Raw genomic sequence first — 21,824 nt, forward strand, 5'->3', positions numbered from 1 at the left:
GTCGGACGGCGCAATCCGTACCGCGCACTAGGATTGCGCGCATGGCTCTCACCTTCGCCGATGTCGCCAAGGCCGACTATGTGCTGCTGACCACCTTCACCAAGGACGGGCGGGGAAAGCCCACCGCGATCTGGGCGGTGCCCGACGGGGATCGACTGCTGGTGGTGACCCAGGCAGGTTCGTGGAAGGTCAAGCGGATCCGCAACACCCCGCGGGTGACGGTGGCCGTATGCGACCGTCGTGGCAATCCGAAGAGTGAACCGGTCGAGGCGGTGGCGGCCATCCTGGACGAGGCGGCACTGCGCCGCACCTATGACGGGATCGGACGGCGCTACGGCATCGTGGGCAAGCTGTTCGGCCTGTTATCCAAACTCCGTGGCGGGATGAAGAACAACGTCGCGCTGGAGTTGCGCGCGGCCGACTCCTGATGACGTCGAATTATCCGACGGGCACATCGAAGTCCGCCCGGCACAAGGACATCGGCAGGCTCGTGTTGAGATGCCCGGATCGGGCCGGAATCGTGGCCGCGGTCTCGACCTTTCTCACCGAGGCCGGCGCGAACATCATTTCTCTCGACCAGCATTCCACCGAGGCCGAGGGCGGCACCTTCCTGCAGCGCACCGTGTTCCACCTCCCGGGACTTGCCGCTGCCCGGCCGGAACTGGAGGCCCGGTTCGCCGAGCGGATCGCGCCCGAGTTCGATATCGATCACCGGTTCACCGATGCCGCCACCCCCAAGCGGGTGGCCATCTTCGCCTCGACGGCCGACCACTGCCTGCTCGACCTGCTCTGGCGCAATCGTCGCGGTGAACTCGACATGTCGGTGGTCATGGTCATCGCCAATCACCCCGACCTCGCCGACCAGGTCCGCCCGTTCGGGGTGCCCTTCGTCTACATTCCTGCGACGCGTGACACACGCGCCGAGGCCGAGGCGCGCCAGCTGGAACTGCTGAAGGGCAACGTCGACCTCGTCGTACTGGCGCGCTATATGCAGATCGTCACGCCTGGGTTCCTGAATCAGATCGGCTGCCCGCTGATCAACATCCACCACTCGTTCCTGCCCGCGTTCATCGGCGCAAACACCTATCGACGGGCTAAGGAGCGCGGTGTGAAACTGGTCGGCGCCACCGCCCACTACGTGACCGAGGACCTCGACGAAGGCCCCATCATCGAGCAGGACGTGGTGCGCGTCGACCACACCCACACCGTCGAGGACCTGGTGCGCCTCGGGGCAGATGTCGAGCGCGCGGTGCTGTCCAGGGCGGTGCTGTGGCATTGCCAGGACCGGGTCGTCCGCCACCACGGTGAGACCGTCATCTTCTGAGTGCCCGTCATCTTCTGAGTGCCCGGCGTCCCGGCGTGGTGAACTGTTGCCATGGCTCCGACATTCGATGATGTCTACCGCGAGAAATACCTGCTACTGACCACGTTCACCAAGGACGGCAGGCCCAAGCCGACGCCGGTGTGGGGTGTACCGCATGAGGGCAAGTTGTTGATCAGCACCGATGACGGATCGTGGAAGACCAAGCGGATCAACAACACGCCGCGGGTGACCATCCAGAAGTGCGGAGTCCTCGGCAAGATCAAGGGTGAGCCCGTCGAGGCCGTTGCCCGCAACCTGCCGAAATCCGAGACCCGCCGGGTGTTCGACATGGTGACCCGGCGGTACTGGTGGCACGCCTGGTGGTGGATTCCGCAGGCGCTCATCCGCGGCGGGGTGGACAAGGTGCATGCCGCCATCGAGGTCAGCCCGGTGGGCTAGCGTCGCGGTGTCATCGGGCTCAGGTGTCTACGGGCTGGGCTGCGATCCGTACTCGATGCCGCGAGCACGGCGGGGGCGACCCACCGGTGCAGAAATCCGCGAAGTTCGGCCCCGCGCCGGCTCTGCCCCTCAGGATCGAGGATGAACGACTGAAGTACGCGCAGCATGAACTCGATGAGTTCATCGAAGCTCTCTGCGGTGAAACCCGAAGCGGCCCAGTCGACGTCGAAACGCTCGAGGATCGACCGCCCGAATGCGATCGCCACGTCGGCGGTGACGCCCACGGCGAACGCGCTGGCCCGCCCGGGATGCATGACCAGCCCGAGGTACCGATCGTGGGGTAGGTGTTCGAGGGTGTAGGCGATACCCTCCACGACCGCGACGGTCGGGTCGTCGATCGCGTGCAGATCCGCGGCGAGGCGGTCGAGGAAACCGCCGACGGAGGCCAAGGCGGTCGCCTGCAGCAGCGAATCCTGGGTCGCGAAATAGCGGTAGACCGTCTGGCGTGTGATTCCCAGGGCGGTCGCCACATCGGAGATGGTGACCGACCCGCGCTCATCGATGCAGGCGCGGGCGGCGTCGATGATCCGGCGGGCGGCCTCGTCGTCGTCGGCGGGGATGTCACCGCCCCATCCGTGTCTGCGCATGCAGGCATCGTGCCATCCCGACGCGCACAGGGAAGAGCTTCATCGTGGAATCAGATGTGGAATCAGAACATACAAATGGTCTCTGATGTATGTTCTGAATTCATGACCGCATCGATCGGAACACCGGTGAACAACCGGGACGAGGAACTGACTCGCCGCGCCCTCGCACACGCCATCGGCAAGACCACCGATATGGCCGAGCGTGAGCTGCGGGTGCCGCTGCACTACTACCGCGACCCCAAGGTCACCGAGGTCGAGGAGTCCCAGATCTTGCGCAGGGTGCCGCTGGCCATCGTGCCGAGCGCGCAGGTCGCGGGCGTCAATGACTACGTCGTACGGTCCGTGCTGGGTGATTCGCTGCTGGTCACCCGTGACCGGCACGGCCACAGCCACGTCTTGCTCAACTACTGCAGGCACCGCGGGGCGATGCCGGCGTGCGGGTCGGGCAAAGCGTCGCGTTTCGTCTGCCCGTACCACGCCTGGAGCTACCGCAACACCGGCGAGCTGTTCGTCGTCCCCGGCCAGGCCGGATTCGATTCGATGGACAAGGCCGACTACGGATTGGTCGAACTGCCCAGCCAGGAGCGGCACGGCTTCATCTGGGCCGTGCTGACCGCGGACGCCGATATCGATGTCGACACCCACCTCGGCACGCTCGGCCCCGAGCTCGAACTGCTGGACTACGCCTCCTACGGCTATCACGGCGAGAAGGAATTCCAATCCCAGGTGTCCTGGAAGGGCGCGCTGGAGGCCTTCGCCGAGGGGTATCACTTCCCGTTCGTGCACGGCGAGAGCGTCATCGGCCAGAACACACTGGCCAACACCGGTGTCTACGACGAGTTCGGTAGGCACCATCGAATCGGCTTCCCGTTCAACTGGATTCGCAACCTCGCCGAGGATCCTTCGGGGTCGTGGGATCCGCACATGAACATGGGGGTGATCTACTGGATCTATCCGAACCTGATTCTGGCCAACAGCCCGGTCGGCGTCGAGATCATCGATATGCTGCCCGCTGGTGAACCGACCCGGTGCACCGTGCGGCACAGCTGGATGAGCCGCGTGCCCGCCGAGAACGACGAGATGCGCGCCAACTACGACCTGATCTTCGAGGGCGTGCACGCGGCCGTGCGTGACGAGGATTTCGTCATGCTCCCGCAGTGCGGTGAGGGCGTTCGCCGCGCACAGCACGATCACATGATCATCGGCCGCAACGAGATCGGTGTGCAGCACATGATCACGGTGTTCGCCGCCGAGCTGGGCATCGCTTTGACCTGATCGCCTTGACCTGACCGCACAGTGGCGAACCAGGAACCCGCACGGCACCCCATACGTTGACCGGACATGGCAATGCGGATGTTCCTGATCTACGTCCTGGTCGAACTGGCCGTGGTGGTCGGGCTGGTCTCCGCCGTCGGGTTCGGCTGGACGGTACTGGCGATCATGGTCACCTTCGTGGTCGGTCTGGCGCTGGCCGGCTCCCAGGTCGCCCGCCACCTCGCCCGACTGCAATCCGCGCTGAACTCGCGTTCGGCCTCGGGTGCGCTGGCCACCGACAGCGCACTGGTGGCGCTCGGGGCGGTGCTTGTCGTGATCCCCGGCCTGGCCAGCTCGCTGCTCGGCGCGCTGCTGTTGCTGCCGCCGACCCGCCGCATCGCCCGGCCGGTCGCCATCGGGCTCGTCGGTCGTAAGCTTGCCGCGACCCCGGTCGTGACGGTCTACCCGGGCGGTTTCGGCCGCGGGCAGCGGCCCGCTCCCGACTACGTCGAGGGCGAGGTCATCGATGTCGTCGACGTCGACGGATCGCCGTCGATGCGTCCCGATCCGACCGCACTGGAGCATCGGGTCATCCGTAACGATTAACGTGTCACCTTCGTGACGACACTGTTGATCAACGGCCGGGTGCACAGTCCCGCCGCACCCGATGCCACCGCGATCGCCTTCGGCGACGGACCGGACGGTGCGGTGATGTGGCTGGGTGCCGACGACACCGCGCGTGCGGAGTTTCCCGACGCCGTGGTGGTCGATCTGGAGGGCGCCTTCGTCGCCCCGGCATTCGTCGACAGTCACGTCCACCTGACCGCGACCGGCCTGAGTCTGACCGGGCTGGATCTGCGCCAGGCCACGTCGCGGGCACACTGCCTGGCCCTGCTCGCCGAGCATGCCGCGGCGCATCCCGACGGCATAATCTGGGGTTCCGGCTGGGACGAGTCGGGATGGCCCGATCGCACGCCGCCGAGCACCGCCGAGATCGACGGCATCGTCGGTAACCGCCCCGCCTACCTCAGCCGTGTCGATGTGCACTCCGCGGTGACCTCCAGCGCGCTGCGGTCTGCCGCCACCGACCTCGGCTCGGCCGCGGGCTTCGATCCGCAGCGTCCGCTGACCGCCGCCGCCCACCACCTCGTCCGAGCCGTCGCGCGTCAGATGCTGACACCCCGGCAGCGGCGCGACGCCCAGCATGCCGCGCTCGACGCGGCCGCTGCGCGCGGCATCGCCGCCGTCCACGAGTGCGGTGGCCCCGATATCGGCGGTCGCGAGGACTGGGATTCGGTGCGCTCACTCGAGCACGGCGTGCAGATCACCGGCTACTGGGGCGAGGCGGTGGACAGCGCGGCCGCCGCCCGCGAGCTGATGGCGTCCACCGGCGCCGCGGGGTTGGCGGGCGACCTGTTCGTCGACGGCGCGCTGGGATCGCGCACGGCATGGCTGCACCAGCCCTACACCGATGCCGGTCATACCTGCGGTAATCGCTACCTCGACAGCGACCAGATCGCAGCCCACCTGCATGCCTGCACCGAGGCCGGCATCCCGGCGGGGTTCCACGTCATCGGTGACGCGGCGGTGAGCGCGGTCACCGCCGCGGTGCGGCAGACCGCCGAGCGGTTCGGCGGACCCGCCGTGGCCCGCTGCGGCCATCGGCTCGAGCATCTGGAGATGGTCACCGCCGAGCAGGCAGCCGACCTCGGGCGCTGGGGGGTGATCGCCAGTGTCCAGCCCGCCTTCGATGCGCTCTGGGGTGGTCCCGAGGGCATGTACGCGCAGCGCCTCGGCGCCGAACGCGCGGCGTTGCTGAATCCGTTCGCGCTGTTAGCATCCCAAGGCGTGCCCCTCGCCTTCGGCTCCGACAGTCCGGTGACTGGCCTGGATCCGTGGGAGACCGTCCGCGCGGCAGTCCGGCACCGCACGCCGGGTAGCGGAATCTCCGCCCGCGCGGCGTTCTCGGCGGCCACCCGCGGAGCATGGCGGGCCGGGGGAGCGCGGGACGGTGTCACCGGAACACTGGTTCCGGGTGCCCCTGCCAGCTACGCCATCTGGGAGACGGGCCCACTGGAGATCAGCACCCCCGCCAACGATGCCGCCGCTCGGTGGTCGACCGATCCGCGTTCCCGGGTGCCCGCGCTGCCGAACCTGGACGGCGCACTGCCCCGCTGCCTGCGGACGGTGCATCGAGGCGCGGTGCTGCATGGGTGACGGCGCCCCCGGCCGGTTCGCGCGCCACGCCGACACCATGCGGCGAGCGCTGATCGCGCGCTGGGCCCGATTGCTGGCGTCGGTGGCCGGCGGTGTGTTGCTGTATCTGAGTTTTCCACCCGTCGGCTGGTGGTGGACCGCGTTCCCGGCGCTGGCACTGCTCGGTTGGGTACTGACCCGCGCCCAGACGACGCGCGCCGGCGGGTTCGGCTACGGACTGGTGTTCGGACTCGCCTTTTCCCTGCCGCTGCTGCCGTGGATAGGGCTTTTCGTGGGCACCGGGCCGTGGCTGGCGCTGGCGCTGTTGGAGTCGCTGTTCCCGGCACTGTTCGGTCTGCTGGCGGTGCTGGTGCGCGGACTGCCCGGTTGGCCGGTGTGGTTCGCCGCGGAGTGGGCCGTCGGGGAGTGGCTCAAATCGACGGTGCCCTTCGGCGGGTTTCCGTGGGGTGTTGTCGGTTTCGGGCAGACCGACGGCCCGCTGCTACCGCTCGCGCAGGTGGGCGGGGCGCCGCTGGTGTCGGTGGCCACCGCGCTCGTCGGGTTCGGCCTCACGGCGCTGACGCTGGAGATCGTGCTCTGGTGGCGTCACGGCCATCCGAACCGACCACGGCGCGCCGGCAAAGTCGATGCCGCCCGTCCGGAAGCGGTGCTGCCAGGCATGTGCATCTGCGTGGTGCTGCTGGCCACCGCGCTGGTCTGGCCATCGGTCCGGCAGTCCGGTGTCGGCGCGGGCGATCACCCCGCGGTGACCGTCGCCGCGATCCAGGGCAATGTGCCTCGTCTCGGTCTGGACTTCAACGCCCAGCGACGCGCGGTGCTGGACAATCACGTGGCCGAGACACTGCGACTGGCCGACGAGGTGCGCGCCGGCCGGGCACCCCGGCCCATGGTCGTCATCTGGCCGGAGAACTCCTCCGATATCGACCCGCTGCGCAACACCGACGCCTCGGCGGCGATCTCGGAGGCCGCCCGTGCGATCGGGGCTCCGATCCTGGTCGGCACCGTCCTCGCCGCGCCCGATTACACGCCCACCCAGCCGGTGACCACCAACTCCGTCCTGGTCTGGGATCAGGACAATGGGCCGCAGGACCGCCACGACAAGCGCATCGTGCAACCCTTCGGCGAGTACCTGCCCTGGCGCGGCTTCTTCCGCAAGTTCTCGTCCTATGCCGACCGCGCCGGCTACTTCGTCCCCGGTACCGACAACGGCGTCGTGCAGGCGGCCGGAATACCGATCGGTGTCGCCACCTGCTGGGAGGTGATCTTCGACCGAGCGGTCCGCGAATCCGTCCTCGGCGGCGCGCAGTTCCTCGCGGTGCCGAGCAACAACGCGACCTTCGACGAGACCATGAGCCGCCAACAGTTGGCGTTCGCCCGGCTGCGGGCAGTCGAACACGACCGCTATGTGGTCGTCGCGGGAACCACTGGTATCAGTGCCGTGATAGCACCGGATGGTCAGGTGGTGGCACGCACGGAGTGGTTCGAACCCGCGTATCTGGATTCCGTGGTGAAGCTGCGGTCCGACATCACCTTCGCCACCCGCTGGGGCCCAGTGGTGCAGGCGGTGCTGGTGGGCATCGGCCTGGCCGCTGTGCTCGCCGCGATGCTGCATAATCGGAGATTCGCAAGCGGGAGACAGCCCGCTGCCGGCAACACCGGAAGCCGACGGCGGGAAGCCGACGCCGACGCATCCGGGCAGGTACGGGAGCAATCCGCCCAGAGCAGTGAGGATGAGAAGAGAGCATGAGCACGACCGATAACCAGGAGCAGGACTCCGGCTATCCCGCTTCTCCCAGTCGGCGGACGCTGGTGATCATCCCCACCTACAACGAGCGCGAGAACCTGCCGCTGATCGCGGCCAGGGTGCGCGCCGCCACACCGCACGTCCACATCCTCGTCGTCGACGACGGCAGCCCCGACGGCACCGGCCAGCTCGCCGATGAACTGGCCCTGGCCGATCCGGATCGGGTGCACGTGATGCACCGCGTCAGCAAGGACGGACTCGGTGCGGCCTACCTTGCGGGATTCGCCTGGGGCCTTGGCCGTGGATACTCGGTCCTTGTCGAGATGGACGCCGACGGCAGCCACGCACCGGAAGAACTCGGCACGCTGCTGGACGCGGTGGACGCCGGTGCGGACCTGGTGATCGGTTCGCGCTACGTGCCCGGCGGCGCCATCCGCAACTGGCCGCGGCGGCGGTTCGTGCTGTCCAAGACCGCCAACACCTATGCCAGGGTGCTGCTCGGGGTGAACATCAACGACATCACGGCCGGCTACCGCGCCTACCGCCGTGAGGTACTGGAGAAGATCGACCTCTCGGCCGTCGACTCCAAGGGCTATTGCTTCCAGATCGACCTGAGCTGGCGCGCCATCAACGCCGGATTCAAGGTCGTCGAGGTCCCGATCACGTTCACCGAGCGCGAGCTCGGGGTGTCGAAGATGAGCGGATCCAATATCCGCGAGGCCATGGTCAAGGTGGCCGAATGGGGTTTGCGCGGGCGGATCGACCGGGCCCGCGGTGTCACCAGCAAGCCGGCGCAGCTCTAGCGGACCGGCGCAGCTCTGGCGGAACTGTGCCGGCCCCTCCGGGCCGTCTAGCCGCGACGCTTGGTCTTGATGATGTCGAGGCGCTCCTTGAGCAGTTCCTCGAGTTCTTCGACCGAACGGCGCTCCAACAGCATGTCCCAGTGCGTACGCGGAGGCTTGACCTTCTTGGGCTCCGGGACGTCACCCTCGATCAGGGTGCCTTCCAGCCCGTTCCGGCACAGCCAGGTGCCCGGGATCTCGGCGTCATCGGCGAACGGAACGTCGAATTCCTCACCATTGTCGGTCCGGTAGCGCGCGACCTGACGCGGTGCCAGGTCGTGGTTGCGATCGGTTTCGTAGCTCACGGCACCGAGGCGGCTGCCCCGCAGGACTCGATCAGCCATCGTCAACTCTCCTTAGACACGCGCAATTGTTCCGCAGGATCAACGCAGCAGATACCTGATTGGTTCCCCGGCGTCCTCCGACTCGACTGACCAGGATACGGCAGATACTGCGATCACCCGGCCAGGCCGTCTACAGTCGCCCCCGTGACTTCAGCTACGCCGGGCAGTTCGGCCACCCGCCGGCGGGCGCGGCCCCAACCGTGCCGCTGGTGTGGCCGTGAGGTGCCCGACGCCGGGATGGGCCGACGCCGCCAGTACTGCAGGCAATCCTGTCGCCAGCGTGCCTATGAACAACGCGCGCAGGTCAAGGGCACCTCGGTGGCTCCGGACGCGGTGGTGCTGTCGGCAGAGGAAGCGGCCGATCTCTCCGACCGGCTCTACCAACTGCGATGTGCCGCCGAAGATGTCACCACCGCGGTCGAGGAGGGTGCCACGGCCGCCGAGCTGCTGGCGCTGTGCCAGGACCTGCTCGGAGCGGCGAAGGCGGCCGACGGCTGGCGCTGACCGGTCAGCAGGACAACCGGATACCGATGCCCGGCGGCGGGCGATCCTGGGCTAGGCAACCGAAGCCGGTGATGCCATCGGCGGCCATCCGCACCGCCGAACGCTGGGCGTAGTTCACGCACACCAGCGCTGCTGTGTCGGCGCGACACCGCATATCGCCGAATGTCAACGAGTCCCCGACGGGTAGGGCGGCACCCGCGCCGTCCCGGAAGGGACCGGGGTCGCCCCGAACCGATCCGATCTCCACCGCCGAGCCGTCGAAGTCGACCCAATCGCCCCGCCACACCGTGATCGCGTCGGGTGGTCGTGGCGGCGGGTCGTCGAGGTCGACGAGGCACGCGAGGGCCCCGGCTCGATACCGGGAGGTGCTGACGCAGTTGGTGACCGCGGTGGTGAACGCCACCCCGTCGACAGCCGCGGTGACCCCGGCACGGGCCATCGTGGCGTACCGGTCGGCGGGTGCGGCGGTACCCGCTTCGATCCAACCGATGACCTCGGTGAGGTCGGCGCCGGCCGATGGAACGCCCCGCTTCGTCGACGTGGTGGTCGTCGGCTTGGTGATCGTCGGTGTGGTGGTTCGCGGCGAGGATTGGGCGGATCCGGTGGTCTTCGGTGCGACGGTCAGCGGGGTTCGGCCGGTATCCGCACCGTGCCCCGCCGAACACCCCGCCACCAGCACAGATGTCGCCGCCACCAACATCCATCGCATGCGGTCAGGGTAGCTGGCGGCGTGGCGTGGGCCCGCAAGATGCGGAACGCACCCGTTTTTTCGATAACGTCGGCATCATGCACCAGCAGACGATCCGGGCCCGTATCAGCACGGGCACCGTCGAGGGGTTCACCAAAGACGGTGTGCACCGCTGGCGGTCCATCCCCTATGCCAAGGCCCCGGTGGGCCCGTTGCGATTCCGAGCGCCCGTACCTGCCGACCCCTGGCCCGGGGTGCGGTACTGCCACGGTTTCACCTATTGCGCGCCGCAACAGAAGATGTACACCCTGCTCGGCGTCGGCAAGTACCAGCCGATGAGCGAGGATTGCCTGACGCTGAACGTGGTGGCACCCGAGAATCCGGACAGCGACGAACCGCTGCCGGTGATGTTCTTCATCCACGGCGGCGGCTACATCCTCGGCAGCTCGGCCACACCGATCTACGACGGAGTCGCGCTGGCCAAACGGGGCTGCGTCTACGTCTCGGTGAACTACCGGCTCGGCCCGCTGGGGTGTCTGGATCTCTCGTCGCTGTCCACCCCGGAGCATCCGATCGACGACAATCTCTTCCTGCGCGATCTGGTGCTGGCCCTGCAGTGGGTGCGGGACAACGCCGCGGTGTTCGGCGGCGATCCCGACAACGTCACGATCTTCGGCGAGAGCGCCGGGGCGCACGCCGTCGCAACGCTGATGGCCACACCGGCGGCCGCCGGACTGTTCCGTCAGGCCATCGCCGAGAGCCCCGCCAGTGGCATGGCGGGCAGCGCCGAGGTGGCTGCGGCGTTCGCCGACGATTACGCGGCCCTGCTCGGTGTACGCCCGTCCGAGGGGGCGGCCGCGGTGATGGCGGCCAAGCCGGCACAGCTGATCGACGCCCTGGACCGGCTGATGGTCGACGGGATGAAGGCCATGCGGGGCGCGTTCCCGGTGGGGCCGACATATGGCACCAAGATGCTGCCGAAGGACCCGGTGGTGGCGATGCGCGACGGTGACGCGCATCAGGTGCCGCTCATCGTGGGTACCAATGCCGACGAGGGCAAGCTGTTCACCCGCTTCCTGCAATTGCTGCCGACCACCGAGCCGGCGATCGAGATGTTGCTCGCCGACAGCGATATCGAGGTCCGCGAGCGGATCACCGGTGCTTATCCCGGATATCCGAGCCCGTCGGCGTGTGTGCGGTTGGGCGGGGACTTCGCGTTCGGCACCGCGGCCTGGCAGATCGCCGCGGCGCACGGTGCACACAGCCCGACCTACGTCTACCGCTACGACTATGCACCGCGCACCTTTCGGTGGTCTGGTCTCGGCGCGACGCATGCCACCGAGCTGTTCGCCGTATTCGACATCTACCGAACGCGTTTCGGGTCGCTGCTGACAGCGGCCGGGGACCGCGTGTCGGCCGCCCGGGTGAGCAGGGATGTCCAACGGCGATGGGGCGAGTTCAGCCGCACCGGCAGACCTGGTGAGGGCTGGCCGCGCTATGACGAGGGCATGCGGGCCGTTCTGGTGTTCGACCGCCAGACCAGGCTCGAGTACGACCCGCACTCCGGCCGCCGCCAGGCGTGGGAGGGTTTCACGCTCGCCGCTCAGTAGCGATTGGCGACAACTGCGTGCGCGGCGGCGCCGGGTGTGATTGCGTGTGCCGATGACACATCCGCTTGACCCGCTGGGCCACGACGAATTCAATGCTGTCGCCGCGATCTTGGGGCGCGTTCACGGTGTCGGGGAGGGCTGGCGATTCGCGTCGATCGAGCTGGTCGAACCCGGCAAGGCCGAGTTGCGCGATTTCGAAGCCGGGGGAGCGCGACCCGCGCGTCGGGCGCAGGCGGTATGTCTGAATCGGGCCGCCAACAGCACTCATCGGGCCGTCGTCGCACTCGATGAGGACCGGGTGGAATCCTTCGACCTGGTTCCCGGCGTGCAGCCGAACTTCACCGTCGACGAGTTCAACGAATGCGACGAGCTGCTGCGCACCAACCCCGAACTGCTCGCGGCGTTGGCCCGCCGGGGCATCCACGACATCGACCTGGTGTTCTTCGATACCTGGACCTACGGAGAGGCCGTCGCCCCGGCGGAGTTCGCAGACCGCCGGTTGGGTTGGTCGGACACCTGGCTCAAGGACGGGCCCGGCATGAATCCGTATGCCCACCTGATCAGCGGGCTGCACTGCGTGATCGACGTCAACGCGATGGAGGTGCTGCGCGTCGAGGACGGCGAGCACATCGAGATCCCGGCGGTGATGGGTGAGTACGCCCCGCGGCACATCCCGGAACGACTTCGCGCAGCACAGCACCGGGAGCCGTTGGCGCCCTTGCACATCACCCAGCCCGACGGACCGTCCTTCAGTCTGGACGGAAACCTCTTGCGGTGGCAGAACTGGTCACTGCGCGTCGGGTTCAACTATCGCGAGGGCATGGTGCTGCACGCGGTGCGCTACCGCGACGGGGACCGCGAACGTTCGGTGGCCCACCGGTTGTCCTTTGCCGAGATGGTGGTGCCCTACCGGGATCCCTCGCCCGATCACTACCGGCGCACGGCATTCGACATCGGCGAGTGGGGACTGGGTTTCATGACCACCTCGCTGACACTGGGCTGCGACTGCCTCGGCGAGATCAGATATCTGGACGCAGTCCTGCACAACAGCAAGGGCGAGCCGTACACCATCGATAACGCCATCTGTATCCACGAGGAAGACAATGCGGTGCTGTGGAAGCACGTCGATCACCACGCCGGTGCCGAGGTGCGCCGCATGCGCAGGCTGACGATCTCGTTCCACGTCACCGTCGCGAACTACGAGTACCTCGTGTATTGGCGGTTGTATCAGGACGGCAACATCGAATGCGAGGTGCGTGCCACCGGCATCATGGTGACCACACCGTTGCCCGCCGGTGCGACGAGCCCCAACGGAACCCTCGTCGACGAGCGCACCTATGCGCCGTTCCACCAGCATTTCCTGGTGGCACGGCTCGACCTGGACGTCGACGGACCGGAAAACACGGTCTACATGTCCGAGTCCTTCGCCGAACCCATCGGTCCGGGCAACCCGCACGGGTTGTCGCTGGTGGCCCGAAATGTCGCGTTGCGCACCGAGGAGGAAGGCAAGCAGGACGTCGACTTCGGAACCCAGCGCGGCTGGAAGGTCGTCAACACCAACGTCCGCAACGGGCTGGGCACCCATCCTTCCTACAAGCTGGTGCCGACCGGGGCGATACCGGCGATGTTCGCCCCGTCCGCGCCGGTGTTACAGCGGGCCAATGTCATCGGGCACGCATTGTGGGTGACACCCAACCGCGCCGACGAGCGTTGGCCGGCAGGTGAATTCGTCAATCAGTCGGCAACCGATACCGGGCTGGGTGAATGGACCAAGGCAAACCGTTCGATCGAGAACACCGATGTGGTGCTGTGGTATGTCTTCGGTATCCATCACATCACCCGGCCGGAGGACTGGCCGGTCATGCCGGTGGACGTCGTGTCGTTCTGGCTGAAGCCGTTCGGTTTCTTCGATCGCAACCCGGCCTTGGATGTGCCCCCGACGCCGGCCGAATGTCATAACAGTTGACACCTGTCATATGTGATCGGGGCCACTGCTAGGTTCAGCTGTGTGCAGAGTCAACTCATCGAGCGCCCGACCGATCTGACCGACGAATGGCTCACCGACACCCTCGGTGTCGGCACCGTGACCGGACACGAATTCGAGCGCATCGGTACCGGACAGATGAGCGAGTGCTACCGCGTCACGCTGCGCTACGCCGACGGTGTTCGGGGGCCGGCCAGCGTGATACTCAAGGTCGCCGCAGCGGACCCGAACAGCAGGCAGACCGGGCTGGCGCTGGGCCTCTACGAGCGTGAGGTGCGGTTCTACGCGGAGATCGCGCCAGGTCTGATCGAGGATGGGACCGGCCCGTTCGCGCCGTGTCACCACCACGCCTACGACGCCGGAACCGGTGCCTTCGACCTGCTGTTGGGCGACGCGTCCCCGGCGACGGTGGGCGACGAGATCCGCGGCGCGACAGTCGAGCAGGCGATGCGGGCGCTCTCCGAGCTGGGCCGCGTGCACGGCCCGCTGCTCGGTGATGACGGCCTGGCCGGTGCCGAATGGCTCAACCGGGACGCGCCGGTGACGCAGGCGCTGCTGGCCACGCTGTGGGCCGGATTCGCCGAACGGTTCGCCGATCGCATCGACCCGCAGCACCGGATGGTGTGTGAACGTCTGGTCGCCGCGTTCGACAGTTACCTCGCCGACGAGGCGTCCACGCTGCAGGGTTTCGTGCACGGTGACTATCGGCTGGACAACATGCTCTTCGGCGGACCGGGTTCCGAGCGTCCCTTGACGGTGGTGGACTGGCAGACCGTCACCAGGGGACCGGCGCAGACCGATGTGGCCTACTTCCTGGGTTGCGCGCTGCCCAATGATCGACGCCGCGCACACTACGACGAGCTGCTGCGCGCCTATCACGAGGCGTTGGGCGCCGATCCTGTGCTGTCGCTGGACGAGGTCCGCGCCGGCGTCCGGCGGTCCAGTTTCTTCGGGGTGATGATGGCCATCGTCTCCTCGATGCTCGTGGAGCGCACCGAGCGCGGTGACGAGATGTTCATGACGATGCTCGACCGGCATTGCACCCATGTCCTGGACACCGGCGCGCTGGACCTGCTGCCCAGCGCAGAGCCCGCCGAACCGCTGCGTCCCGAGCCGGCCGACGAGGGGCCGCACCCACCTGCAGAGGATCCCCTGTGGAGCGAGAGCTGGTACTTCGATTTCGTCGATGCCGCACAGGGATTGGGTGGCTGGGTGCGGTTGGGCCTGATACCCAATCAGCAGACGGCCTGGATCCAGGCGTTCTTGTGCGGGCCGGGCCTGCCCACCATCGTGATCGACGACCAGGCTGCCGCCCTGCCCGCCGATCCCGGCGCGGTGCATACCGATCAGGTGACGCTGGAGCTGTCGGCGACGGTGCCGCTGCAGACCTATCGGCTCACCCTGCACGGACGTGCGCAGGCCTACGACGACCCGGCGGTGCTGTTGCAACCCGGGCACGGTCCCGGGCGTGCGGTGGACATCGCATTCGACCTCGAGTTCGCGTCGCTCAGCACGCCCTACCGGTACCGGATCACGCCCCGGTACGAGATCGCCTGCGCGGTATCGGGTTCGGTGTCCGCCGACGGTCGAATCCATGATCTGACCGGTGTGCCCGGCCAGCGCGATCACTCCTGGGGCGTACGGGACTGGTGGACGATGGACTGGGTGTGGAGTGCGGTGCATCTCGACGACGGCACCCACATTCACGGGCTGGATCTGCGGGTGCCCGGCATGGGACCGATCGGCATCGGGTACATCCAGCGCGAAGGCGAGCCGTTGATCGAGCTCGGTGGCGTGGTCGCCACCGAGGAGTTCGGCGCGGACGATCTGCCGATCTCGACCACCCTGGCGCTGTCGCCGACGGGAATCGAGGCGGCGGCCACGATCGTGGGGCAGGCACCGGTGCTGTTGACCGCCGCCGATGGCCGGATCAGCAGGTTCCCGCGGGCCTGGGCGTCGGTGCGGACGGCCGACGGCCGCACCGGTGTCGGCTGGTTGGAGTGGAACCGCAACTGAACCCGGCGAGCGTGCGTGCGTGTGGGGGACACGCCGACGGGCTACCGCATTTCGCGCACGTTCACGGCAGGGTGGTGGCCGTGTTGGTGCTCAAATCGATGGTGTTGTTCGTGCTCGCCGCGGTCCTGGAGATCGGTGGCGCGTGGTTGGTGTGGCAGGGAGTGCGCGAGCATCGCGGCTGGCTGTTCGTCGGCGCGGGGGTGATCGCGCTGGGCGCATACGGTTTTGTCGCCGCGTTCCAACCCGACGCCAACTTCGGGCGGGTGCTGGCGGCCTACGGCGGGGTGTTCGTCGCGGGATCGTTGGTGTGGGGCATGGTCGCCGACGGTTTCCGGCCGGATCGCTGGGACATCTCGGGCGCGCTGGTATGCCTGCTCGGGGTCGGCCTGATCATGTACGCGCCGCGCTGACCGATCCGGGTCAGTAGGCGTCGTTGTCCAGATCGGCGCGGTCGAGTCCCATCGGCGTCGCGGCGGGGACATCGCCGCCGTCGATCACCAGCCTGGTCAACGGGGTCAGCGCGCGAAAGAGCGTGTCGAGGTCGGTCTCGCCGAGGACGTCGAAGGCGGGCAGCGTCAACCGGTCGGTGGCGTCCTCGATCTCTGCCTTGAGATCACGCCCGGCGACCGTGAGCGCGCCGGTGCTGTCCAGCAGACCGCGCGCAGCGAGCCGGTCGACCTGCTCCTGCCAGAGTGCCTCGTCGTAATCGCGGCTGCGCTTGATCATGTCGGCCGGAACGCGGCCCGCCGCCGCGTGCAGCACGTTGGATTCGCGCCCGCTGATCCCGAGAACCTGGAGCACTGCGATGTGTCCGTCCCCGCGGTGTTCCCGCAGCAAGGTCGCGGCGTGCCACAACTGGGCCAGCGGTTCCTCCGGCCAGGGCAGCGCCAGGTTCGCCGCGAACAACGGCCGGCCCTCCGGAGCGGCGCTGCGCGCCGCGGCGCCCAGCAGCTCTGCCGCGGTGTCGATCCCGTCGGCGAGGCCATACCTGCGCAGCGCCGCGACCGCGGCGTTCTCCCGGGCGGCCAGGACCGCGTGCGGTGTCGCGACCTCCCAGGCTGCCGGCAGCGCCTTGGCCACCCGGTGTGCGGCGAAGTTGTAGAAGACCGCGGTGACGACCTCGGGGGACACCGGCCCCAGCGGGGCGGATCGGGCGGCGAAGTAGCCGCTCCAGAATCCGCGGAAGCCGAGGCCGTCGAGGGCGGTGCGGGCCTCCGGTGCGAAGTAGGTGACGGCGTGCACGGGCTCGAGGCGGTCGAACAGTCGGCGGGCGACGGTCGTGGATCTGCTCACCCTTGAGAGTCAATCACCTCACCGGATCGTCGGCGACGGCCGCACTGGCCTCGTCGATGATGGCGCGCATGGCGCGTTCGGCGCCGTCGGCGTCGCGTAATCGGATGGCGCGGGCGACCTCGTCGTGCAGTGCGATGGCTTCGGGCTCGGGTGCCGCAGGCATCATGCCGTGGTGGGTGCGCCCGGTGAGGACCTCGGCGACCACCGCGTTGAGTGCCCGGAACATCTCGTTTCCACTGGCTTCCAGCAGTGTCCGGTGAAATACCTTGTCCGCCTGGAGATATGAATCCAGGTCACCGGACCGGCCGTGCATCACCATGTCCGAGACCGCCGCGGCCATGATGCGGCAGTGGTGTGGATCGGCGCGCTGGGCGGCCAGCGCGGCGGCGGCGGGTTCGAACCCACGGCGCAGCTCCGACAGTGACACCAGCTGTGCGGCTCGATCGCCGGAGTCCAGCCGCCAGCGGATCAACCTGGGATCGAAGACGTTCCAGTGTTCGGGGGGCTGGATGGTGATGCCCACCCGGCGCCGGGAGGCGACCATTCCCATGGACTCGAGCACGCGGACGGCCTCGCGCGCCACGCTGCGAGACACGGCGTGCTCGGCACTGACTCGTTCGAGATTGATCACCTGTCCGGCGGGGTATGCGCCCGACACCACGGCGGTGCCGAGCGCGGTCAGCACGTTCTCGTGCAAAGCGCTGACTGCGCTGACCTTGGACGAGGTAACCACCTATACATCCTGTCATAGGCCCATGGCGGGACATAAGAACGGATTCTTCTCGTTATTTGCTTGCAATAATCAGACGATTGGTGCACGCTATGTGAGGCCAGACACAGCGAGATCGGTAGGGGACATGACGGCACCAATCGTGGTGATGGGCGTTTCGGGATCGGGTAAATCGACGGTCGGCGCCGCACTCGCGCAGCGCCTGCGGGTGCCCTTCGCCGACGCGGACGATTTCCATCCGCCGGCGAACATCGCCAAGATGACCGCCGGTGAGCCCCTCGACGACGCCGACCGCCATCCCTGGCTGGAGGCGATCGGTGACTGGCTGGAAGAGCGGTGCGGCACCGGTGGGGTGATGAGCTGCTCGGCGCTCAAGCATCGCTACCGCGACCAACTGCGCAACCACTGCCCAAGCCTGCGGTTCCTCCACCTCAGTGGCACACCGGAGGTCATCGGAGCCCGACAGGCCAGCAGGCCCGGACACTTCATGCCGGCATCGCTGTTGGCCTCCCAGTTCGACACCCTGGAACCACTCACCGCGGCTGAGCGCGGGGAGACCATCGACGTCGGCCAGAGCATCGATTCCATCGTCGACGAATACGTTTCCCGCACCGGACTGGAGGCCTGATGAACACCCTGTTGGCGGACGCGCCCAAACTCGTCGAACCCGTCGCCTCCACCCCACACCTGATGCTGGCCTTCCTTGCCGGTATCGCGGTCATCGTCGTGCTCATCACCGTGGTGAAGCTGAATCCGTTCTTGGGCCTGATCTTCGGCGCGGTGACGGTCGGGGTGGTGGCCGGCGAGGAATTCGCCACGGTGCTGACCTCGTTCTCCAACGGGTTCGGCAAGACAGCGGCCAGTGTCGGCATCCTCATCGCCCTCGGTGCCATGTTCGCCAAGCTGCTCGCCGACTCCGGTGGCGCCGACCAGATCGTCGACACCATCATCGGCCGGTCGTCACCGCGCATGTTGCCATGGGCGATGGCCCTGGTCGGCGCCATCATCGGGCTGCCGATGTTCTTCGAGATCGGCCTGGTGCTGCTGATGCCGGTCATCTATCTGGTGGCCCGCAGGTCCGGGCTGTCGCTGATCACCGTCGGAATCCCGGCGCTGGCCGGGCTTTCGGCCATGCACGGATTCGTTCCCCCGCACCCCGGCCCACTGGCGGCCATCGGCTACCTCGGCGCCGACCTCGGTCTGACCCTGGCCCTCGGCGTCGCTGTGGCCATCCCGACGATCGTCGTCGCGGGTCCGCTGTTCGGCAAGATCGCCGGCAAGTGGGTCGTGGTCGGCGCACCGGATACCTTCGATGCCGACGAATCCGCCGATCGCGATCAGAGTCGCCGGCCGTCCTTCGCGGTCACGCTGTTCAGCGTGCTGTTGCCGGTCGTGTTGATGTTGGGCAAGGCGTTGGTGGACATCTTCATCGCCGATGAGGGCCAGTGGTTCCGGCAGATCTTCGACACCCTCGGTACCCCGCTGATCGCATTGTTGATCGCGGTCATCGTCGGGATGGTGACGCTGGGGCGCGGTGGCGGGATGAGCCGGGCCGAGATCACCAAGTGCGTCGAATCCGGGCTGCCGCCGGTCGCCGGCATCATCCTCATCGTGGCCGCCGGCGGCGGCTTCAAGGAAGTGTTGGTCGATACCGGAATCGGTACCGCCCTGAAAAATCTCGCCGAGGGCACCAACATCTCGGTGGTGCTGCTGGCCTGGGGTCTCGCTGTGGCGATCAGGCTTGCCACCGGATCGGCAACGGTCGCCACGATCACCGCATCGTCGTTGATGATCGGATTGATCGAGGGAATGAGCTCGGGCGAGGTGTCTCTGGTCGTGCTGGCCGTCGGCGCAGGCTCGCTGTTCTTCTCGCACGTCAACGACGCCGGCTTCTGGCTGGTGAAGGAGTACTTCAAACTCAGCGTGGGACAGACCATCAAGTCCTGGTCGATCATGGAGACCGTGCTGTCGGTCTCCGGCCTGGCGGTGGTCTTGATCCTCGACCTGTTCATCTGACGCCGGTACGACGAAAGCGCCCGAATCCGACTGGATTCGGGCGCTTTCGTCGTTGTCAGTTCTTGACGACCTGGGTGCCGCCGGCGAGCTCGTCGTGCTTGCCCTGCTTGGTGGCGCTGCTGTTGATGGTCACCGCGATCACCAGAATGGCTATCACGCCGAGCAGTCCACCGATCAGCGGGATGATCGGCAGCAACGTGAACGCGTTGCGAATGGCCGATTGCCGCAAGGTCGGCTTGCCGCCGTCACCTGCGCCGTGCACGCTCAGGCCGAGCACCTTCTTGCCCGGCGTCCAGCCCTGGGTCACCTCGAAGGCGACGCAATAGACGAAGGTCAGCAGACCGGTGAACAGACCGGTTACCCAGATGCTGTCCAGTGAGTCGGTGACGAAGGCCAGCAGAACCGAGACGATGGCGATCAGGATGCCGTCGATGACCCGCGCGAGCCATCGAGCGAGCAGGCCGCCGGGAACGCGACCGGACGCGGCGTAATTGGTCGATAGGGGGTCGAATCCACCTGTGGTCATGTCGGTGAACCTACTCGGGTCCGCCCTCGTATGTGCCGCGCGGGCACATCAGCCGCGCCTGCGCCCGACCGCCGTACACCACCCTCCGGTAGGCGAGAGCAGGCTAGGGTGCGCAGATGGCCACAGCGAGCAGTGACGTCTGGGAGGTGCTCTCGACCGCGCGGACGATCCGCAGGTTCACCGACGAACCGGTCGACGACACCACCCTGACCCGGTGCCTGGAGGCCGCCACCTGGGCTCCGTCGGGTGCCAACGCCCAGGCCTGGCGGTTCATCGTATTGCGCTCGCCCGAGCAGCGGTCGGCGGTGGCCGATGCCGCGCGCCACGTCCTGGAAGTGATCGAGCCGGTCTACGGGATGACCCGCCCCACCGATCAGGAGACCGATCTGGTCGCCCGCAACAACAGGGCGACCTACGAGTTGCACGATCGTGCTGCAGAATTCACGTCGATCTTGTTCGCGCAGAAGCGTTTTCCGACCGCATCCGAATTGCTGCTCGGCGGATCGATCTTTCCGGCCATCCAGAACTTTCTGCTCGCCGCGCGGGCGCAGGGCCTGGGTGCCTGCCTGACGAGCTGGGCATCCCACGGCGGCGAGAAGATCCTGCGTGATGCCGTTGGCGTACCCAACGACTGGATGTTGGGTGGGCACGTCGTGGTGGGTTGGCCGAAAGGCCGGCACGGCAGGTTGCGGCGACGTCCACTCGCCCATGCGGTCAACCTGGACCACTGGGATGAACCGGCCGATCACGTCCTGGCCACGCGGACGACCCACTGAGCCGCTCGGTGGCGGTCGCAGCCGTCGTGCGACGATGCGAAAGTGACCGAACGACCGTTTCATTTCAGCAGGCGTGACCACGAGGCCTTCGTGCCCACCAGGTATGCGCAGAGCCATTGGGGCGACGACCACCTGAATGGGCCCGCTCTGGTCGGACTGGCGGCCGGGTGCCTGGAAACGCAGTTCGGTGACCCCGATTTCCTGCCCACCCGTCTGACGGTGGACCTGTTCAAGGCGGCCCGTGGGGTACCCACCGTCGTCAAGCTGGCCATGGTGCGCGACGGCAGGCGGGTGCGCAACGCCGAGTGCGAGCTGATCCAGGACGGCGTCACGGTGGTACGCGCGACGCTGGTCCAGTACCGGCTGTCCGCACCGCCGCACGGCCAGGAGTGGGTGGGCACGGCCGACTTCGAGATGCCCGTCGTGCGCGACGAGGAACGGGGCATCGGGGTGGGCAGCGATGCGTTGGGATGGACCGGCGCCATCGCCGATCACCAGAACACCTCGCGTAAACGGATGCTGAACAGGCCGATCGACGTCGTCGAGGGCGTCCGCAATTCGCCGTTCGTGCGGGCCGCGATGGTCTCGGAAGGGACGAGCCTGGTCACCAACCTCGGCACCGCCGGCGTCGGCTACATCAACGGTGATCTCACCGTGGCGTTGGCACGCTTACCGCGCGACGAGTGGATCGGTGTCCAGGCCGATTCGCATTGGGCCGCAGACGGAATAGCGGTCGGCACCTCGACGCTCTTCGACAGCCACGGGCCGTTCGGCTCCGGAATGGTCACCGCGATCAGCAACGCCGCAGCCCAGATCGACTTCCGCAATGATCGGTTTCCGGAGCGCACCCGCTGATCGGCGGGTGCCGACC

At 67.5% G+C, this 21,824-nt stretch carries 23 protein-coding genes; 17 read left to right on the forward strand and 6 right to left on the reverse strand.

Annotation, left to right across the window (positions count from 1 at the left end; all coding sequences use genetic code 11):
* Nucleotides 1–41 precede the first annotated feature (41 nt).
* From G154_RS19685 to G154_RS19695, 3 genes are read left to right on the forward strand one after another with little or no spacing between them, the layout of a single operon-like run.
* Complete coding sequence (locus G154_RS19685; protein ID WP_019512952.1) at nucleotides 42–428, forward strand: PPOX class F420-dependent oxidoreductase; 387 nt, start codon at nucleotides 42–44, stop codon at nucleotides 426–428.
* Nucleotides 428–1,324, forward strand: a complete 897-nt coding sequence (purU, locus tag G154_RS19690) for a formyltetrahydrofolate deformylase (RefSeq protein ID WP_019512953.1) — start codon at nucleotides 428–430, stop codon at nucleotides 1,322–1,324. Before G154_RS19685 ends, purU begins: the two co-directional genes overlap by 1 nt.
* 51 nt (nucleotides 1,325–1,375) lie before the next feature.
* Nucleotides 1,376–1,762 carry a PPOX class F420-dependent oxidoreductase gene (locus G154_RS19695; protein ID WP_019512954.1) on the forward strand — a complete coding sequence of 129 codons (387 nt, stop codon included), beginning with the start codon at nucleotides 1,376–1,378 and terminating at the stop codon, nucleotides 1,760–1,762.
* On the opposite strand, the gene G154_RS19700 is transcribed toward G154_RS19695, so the two are convergent.
* Entirely contained in the window at nucleotides 1,759–2,409 is a 651-nt protein-coding gene (locus tag G154_RS19700) for a TetR/AcrR family transcriptional regulator (protein ID WP_019512955.1), read from the reverse strand. The two genes, G154_RS19695 and G154_RS19700, sit on opposite strands and share 4 nt — an antisense overlap.
* Before the next feature lie 102 nt (nucleotides 2,410–2,511).
* Here G154_RS19700 and G154_RS19705 point away from each other — a divergent pair, with 102 nt between their 5' ends.
* From G154_RS19705 to G154_RS19725, 5 genes are all read left to right on the forward strand, one after another.
* On the forward strand, nucleotides 2,512–3,684 hold the full coding sequence (locus G154_RS19705) for an aromatic ring-hydroxylating dioxygenase subunit alpha (protein ID WP_019512956.1): 1,173 nt from the start codon (nucleotides 2,512–2,514) through the stop codon (nucleotides 3,682–3,684).
* Between the two features lie 66 nt (nucleotides 3,685–3,750).
* On the forward strand, nucleotides 3,751–4,269 hold the full coding sequence (locus G154_RS19710; protein WP_023985784.1) for an FxsA family protein: 519 nt from the start codon (nucleotides 3,751–3,753) through the stop codon (nucleotides 4,267–4,269).
* A 12-nt stretch (nucleotides 4,270–4,281) separates the two neighbouring features.
* Entirely contained in the window at nucleotides 4,282–5,880 is a 1,599-nt protein-coding gene (locus G154_RS19715; RefSeq protein WP_019512958.1) for an amidohydrolase, read from the forward strand.
* Entirely contained in the window at nucleotides 5,873–7,627 is a 1,755-nt protein-coding gene (lnt, locus tag G154_RS19720) for an apolipoprotein N-acyltransferase (protein ID WP_019512959.1), read from the forward strand. Before G154_RS19715 ends, lnt begins: the two co-directional genes overlap by 8 nt.
* A complete protein-coding gene (locus G154_RS19725) occupies nucleotides 7,624–8,427 on the forward strand; it encodes a polyprenol monophosphomannose synthase (RefSeq protein WP_023985785.1) in 804 nt (267 codons plus the stop codon). Before lnt ends, G154_RS19725 begins: the two co-directional genes overlap by 4 nt.
* Nucleotides 8,428–8,474: 47 nt before the next feature.
* Here G154_RS19725 and rbpA read toward each other — a convergent pair whose 3' ends face one another.
* Entirely contained in the window at nucleotides 8,475–8,810 is a 336-nt protein-coding gene (gene rbpA / locus G154_RS19730; RefSeq protein ID WP_019512961.1) for an RNA polymerase-binding protein RbpA, read from the reverse strand.
* A 144-nt stretch (nucleotides 8,811–8,954) separates the two neighbouring features.
* Here rbpA and G154_RS19735 point away from each other — a divergent pair, with 144 nt between their 5' ends.
* Nucleotides 8,955–9,314, forward strand: coding sequence for a hypothetical protein (locus G154_RS19735; RefSeq protein WP_045546509.1), 360 nt, complete (start codon nucleotides 8,955–8,957; stop codon nucleotides 9,312–9,314).
* Nucleotides 9,315–9,318: 4 nt separating this feature from the next.
* Here G154_RS19735 and G154_RS19740 read toward each other — a convergent pair whose 3' ends face one another.
* The gene (locus tag G154_RS19740; RefSeq protein ID WP_023985786.1) at nucleotides 9,319–10,023 is read right to left on the reverse strand and encodes a hypothetical protein; all 705 of its coding nucleotides are present in this window, start codon (nucleotides 10,021–10,023) and stop codon (nucleotides 9,319–9,321) included.
* Nucleotides 10,024–10,100: 77 nt separating this feature from the next.
* Here G154_RS19740 and G154_RS19745 point away from each other — a divergent pair, with 77 nt between their 5' ends.
* The 4 genes from G154_RS19745 (at nucleotide 10,101) to G154_RS19760 (ending at nucleotide 16,022) form a co-directional block, all read left to right on the forward strand.
* Entirely contained in the window at nucleotides 10,101–11,612 is a 1,512-nt protein-coding gene (locus G154_RS19745; protein WP_023985787.1) for a carboxylesterase/lipase family protein, read from the forward strand.
* 52 nt (nucleotides 11,613–11,664) lie between these two features.
* Nucleotides 11,665–13,578 carry a primary-amine oxidase gene (locus tag G154_RS19750; RefSeq protein ID WP_019512690.1) on the forward strand — a complete coding sequence of 638 codons (1,914 nt, stop codon included), beginning with the start codon at nucleotides 11,665–11,667 and terminating at the stop codon, nucleotides 13,576–13,578.
* A 42-nt stretch (nucleotides 13,579–13,620) separates the two neighbouring features.
* Nucleotides 13,621–15,612 carry a phosphotransferase gene (locus G154_RS19755; RefSeq protein WP_019512691.1) on the forward strand — a complete coding sequence of 664 codons (1,992 nt, stop codon included), beginning with the start codon at nucleotides 13,621–13,623 and terminating at the stop codon, nucleotides 15,610–15,612.
* A gap of 83 nt (nucleotides 15,613–15,695) precedes the next feature.
* On the forward strand, nucleotides 15,696–16,022 hold the full coding sequence (locus G154_RS19760) for a YnfA family protein (protein WP_023985788.1): 327 nt from the start codon (nucleotides 15,696–15,698) through the stop codon (nucleotides 16,020–16,022).
* Between the two features lie 10 nt (nucleotides 16,023–16,032).
* Here G154_RS19760 and G154_RS19765 read toward each other — a convergent pair whose 3' ends face one another.
* A complete protein-coding gene (locus G154_RS19765) occupies nucleotides 16,033–16,905 on the reverse strand; it encodes a hypothetical protein (RefSeq protein ID WP_019512693.1) in 873 nt (290 codons plus the stop codon).
* Nucleotides 16,906–16,918: 13 nt separating this feature from the next.
* Entirely contained in the window at nucleotides 16,919–17,638 is a 720-nt protein-coding gene (locus G154_RS19770; protein WP_031601502.1) for a FadR/GntR family transcriptional regulator, read from the reverse strand.
* A gap of 124 nt (nucleotides 17,639–17,762) precedes the next feature.
* Between G154_RS19770 and G154_RS19775 the strand changes: the two genes are divergently transcribed.
* Nucleotides 17,763–18,263 (forward strand): gluconokinase, encoded by a 501-nt coding sequence (locus G154_RS19775; protein WP_019512695.1) that lies wholly within the window; start codon nucleotides 17,763–17,765, stop codon nucleotides 18,261–18,263.
* Nucleotides 18,263–19,651 carry a GntP family permease gene (locus tag G154_RS19780; RefSeq protein ID WP_019512696.1) on the forward strand — a complete coding sequence of 463 codons (1,389 nt, stop codon included), beginning with the start codon at nucleotides 18,263–18,265 and terminating at the stop codon, nucleotides 19,649–19,651. Before G154_RS19775 ends, G154_RS19780 begins: the two co-directional genes overlap by 1 nt.
* Nucleotides 19,652–19,706: 55 nt before the next feature.
* Here G154_RS19780 and G154_RS19785 read toward each other — a convergent pair whose 3' ends face one another.
* The gene (locus tag G154_RS19785; RefSeq protein WP_019512697.1) at nucleotides 19,707–20,177 is read right to left on the reverse strand and encodes an RDD family protein; all 471 of its coding nucleotides are present in this window, start codon (nucleotides 20,175–20,177) and stop codon (nucleotides 19,707–19,709) included.
* 116 nt (nucleotides 20,178–20,293) lie between these two features.
* On the opposite strand from G154_RS19785, the gene G154_RS19790 reads away from it, so the two are divergent.
* Complete coding sequence (locus G154_RS19790) at nucleotides 20,294–20,953, forward strand: nitroreductase family protein (protein WP_019512698.1); 660 nt, start codon at nucleotides 20,294–20,296, stop codon at nucleotides 20,951–20,953.
* 42 nt (nucleotides 20,954–20,995) lie between these two features.
* Nucleotides 20,996–21,808: an acyl-CoA thioesterase domain-containing protein gene (locus G154_RS19795; RefSeq protein ID WP_019512699.1), complete on the forward strand. Its 813-nt coding sequence runs from the start codon at nucleotides 20,996–20,998 to the stop codon at nucleotides 21,806–21,808.
* Nucleotides 21,809–21,824: the final 16 nt, after the last annotated feature.

The sequence above is a fragment of the Mycobacterium sp. VKM Ac-1816D genome (genome assembly GCF_000416385.1).
GTDB lineage: Bacteria > Actinomycetota > Actinomycetes > Mycobacteriales > Mycobacteriaceae > Mycobacterium > Mycobacterium neoaurum_A.

Coding starts and splice junctions, on each gene's coding strand:
- G154_RS19775 (WP_019512695.1), top strand. CDS start 17,763: ATGACGGCACCAATCGTGGTGATGGGCGTTTCGGGATCGGGTAAATCG.
- G154_RS19740 (WP_023985786.1), bottom strand. CDS start 10,023: ATGCGATGGATGTTGGTGGCGGCGACATCTGTGCTGGTGGCGGGGTGT.
- G154_RS19750 (WP_019512690.1), top strand. CDS start 11,665: ATGACACATCCGCTTGACCCGCTGGGCCACGACGAATTCAATGCTGTC.
- G154_RS19785 (WP_019512697.1), bottom strand. CDS start 20,177: ATGACCACAGGTGGATTCGACCCCCTATCGACCAATTACGCCGCGTCC.
- G154_RS19745 (WP_023985787.1), top strand. CDS start 10,101: ATGCACCAGCAGACGATCCGGGCCCGTATCAGCACGGGCACCGTCGAG.
- G154_RS19700 (WP_019512955.1), bottom strand. CDS start 2,409: ATGCGCAGACACGGATGGGGCGGTGACATCCCCGCCGACGACGACGAG.
- G154_RS19705 (WP_019512956.1), top strand. CDS start 2,512: ATGACCGCATCGATCGGAACACCGGTGAACAACCGGGACGAGGAACTG.
- G154_RS19710 (WP_023985784.1), top strand. CDS start 3,751: ATGGCAATGCGGATGTTCCTGATCTACGTCCTGGTCGAACTGGCCGTG.
- G154_RS19685 (WP_019512952.1), top strand. CDS start 42: ATGGCTCTCACCTTCGCCGATGTCGCCAAGGCCGACTATGTGCTGCTG.
- rbpA (WP_019512961.1), bottom strand. CDS start 8,810: ATGGCTGATCGAGTCCTGCGGGGCAGCCGCCTCGGTGCCGTGAGCTAC.
- G154_RS19790 (WP_019512698.1), top strand. CDS start 20,294: ATGGCCACAGCGAGCAGTGACGTCTGGGAGGTGCTCTCGACCGCGCGG.
- G154_RS19695 (WP_019512954.1), top strand. CDS start 1,376: ATGGCTCCGACATTCGATGATGTCTACCGCGAGAAATACCTGCTACTG.
- lnt (WP_019512959.1), top strand. CDS start 5,873: ATGGGTGACGGCGCCCCCGGCCGGTTCGCGCGCCACGCCGACACCATG.
- G154_RS19780 (WP_019512696.1), top strand. CDS start 18,263: ATGAACACCCTGTTGGCGGACGCGCCCAAACTCGTCGAACCCGTCGCC.
- G154_RS19725 (WP_023985785.1), top strand. CDS start 7,624: ATGAGCACGACCGATAACCAGGAGCAGGACTCCGGCTATCCCGCTTCT.
- purU (WP_019512953.1), top strand. CDS start 428: ATGACGTCGAATTATCCGACGGGCACATCGAAGTCCGCCCGGCACAAG.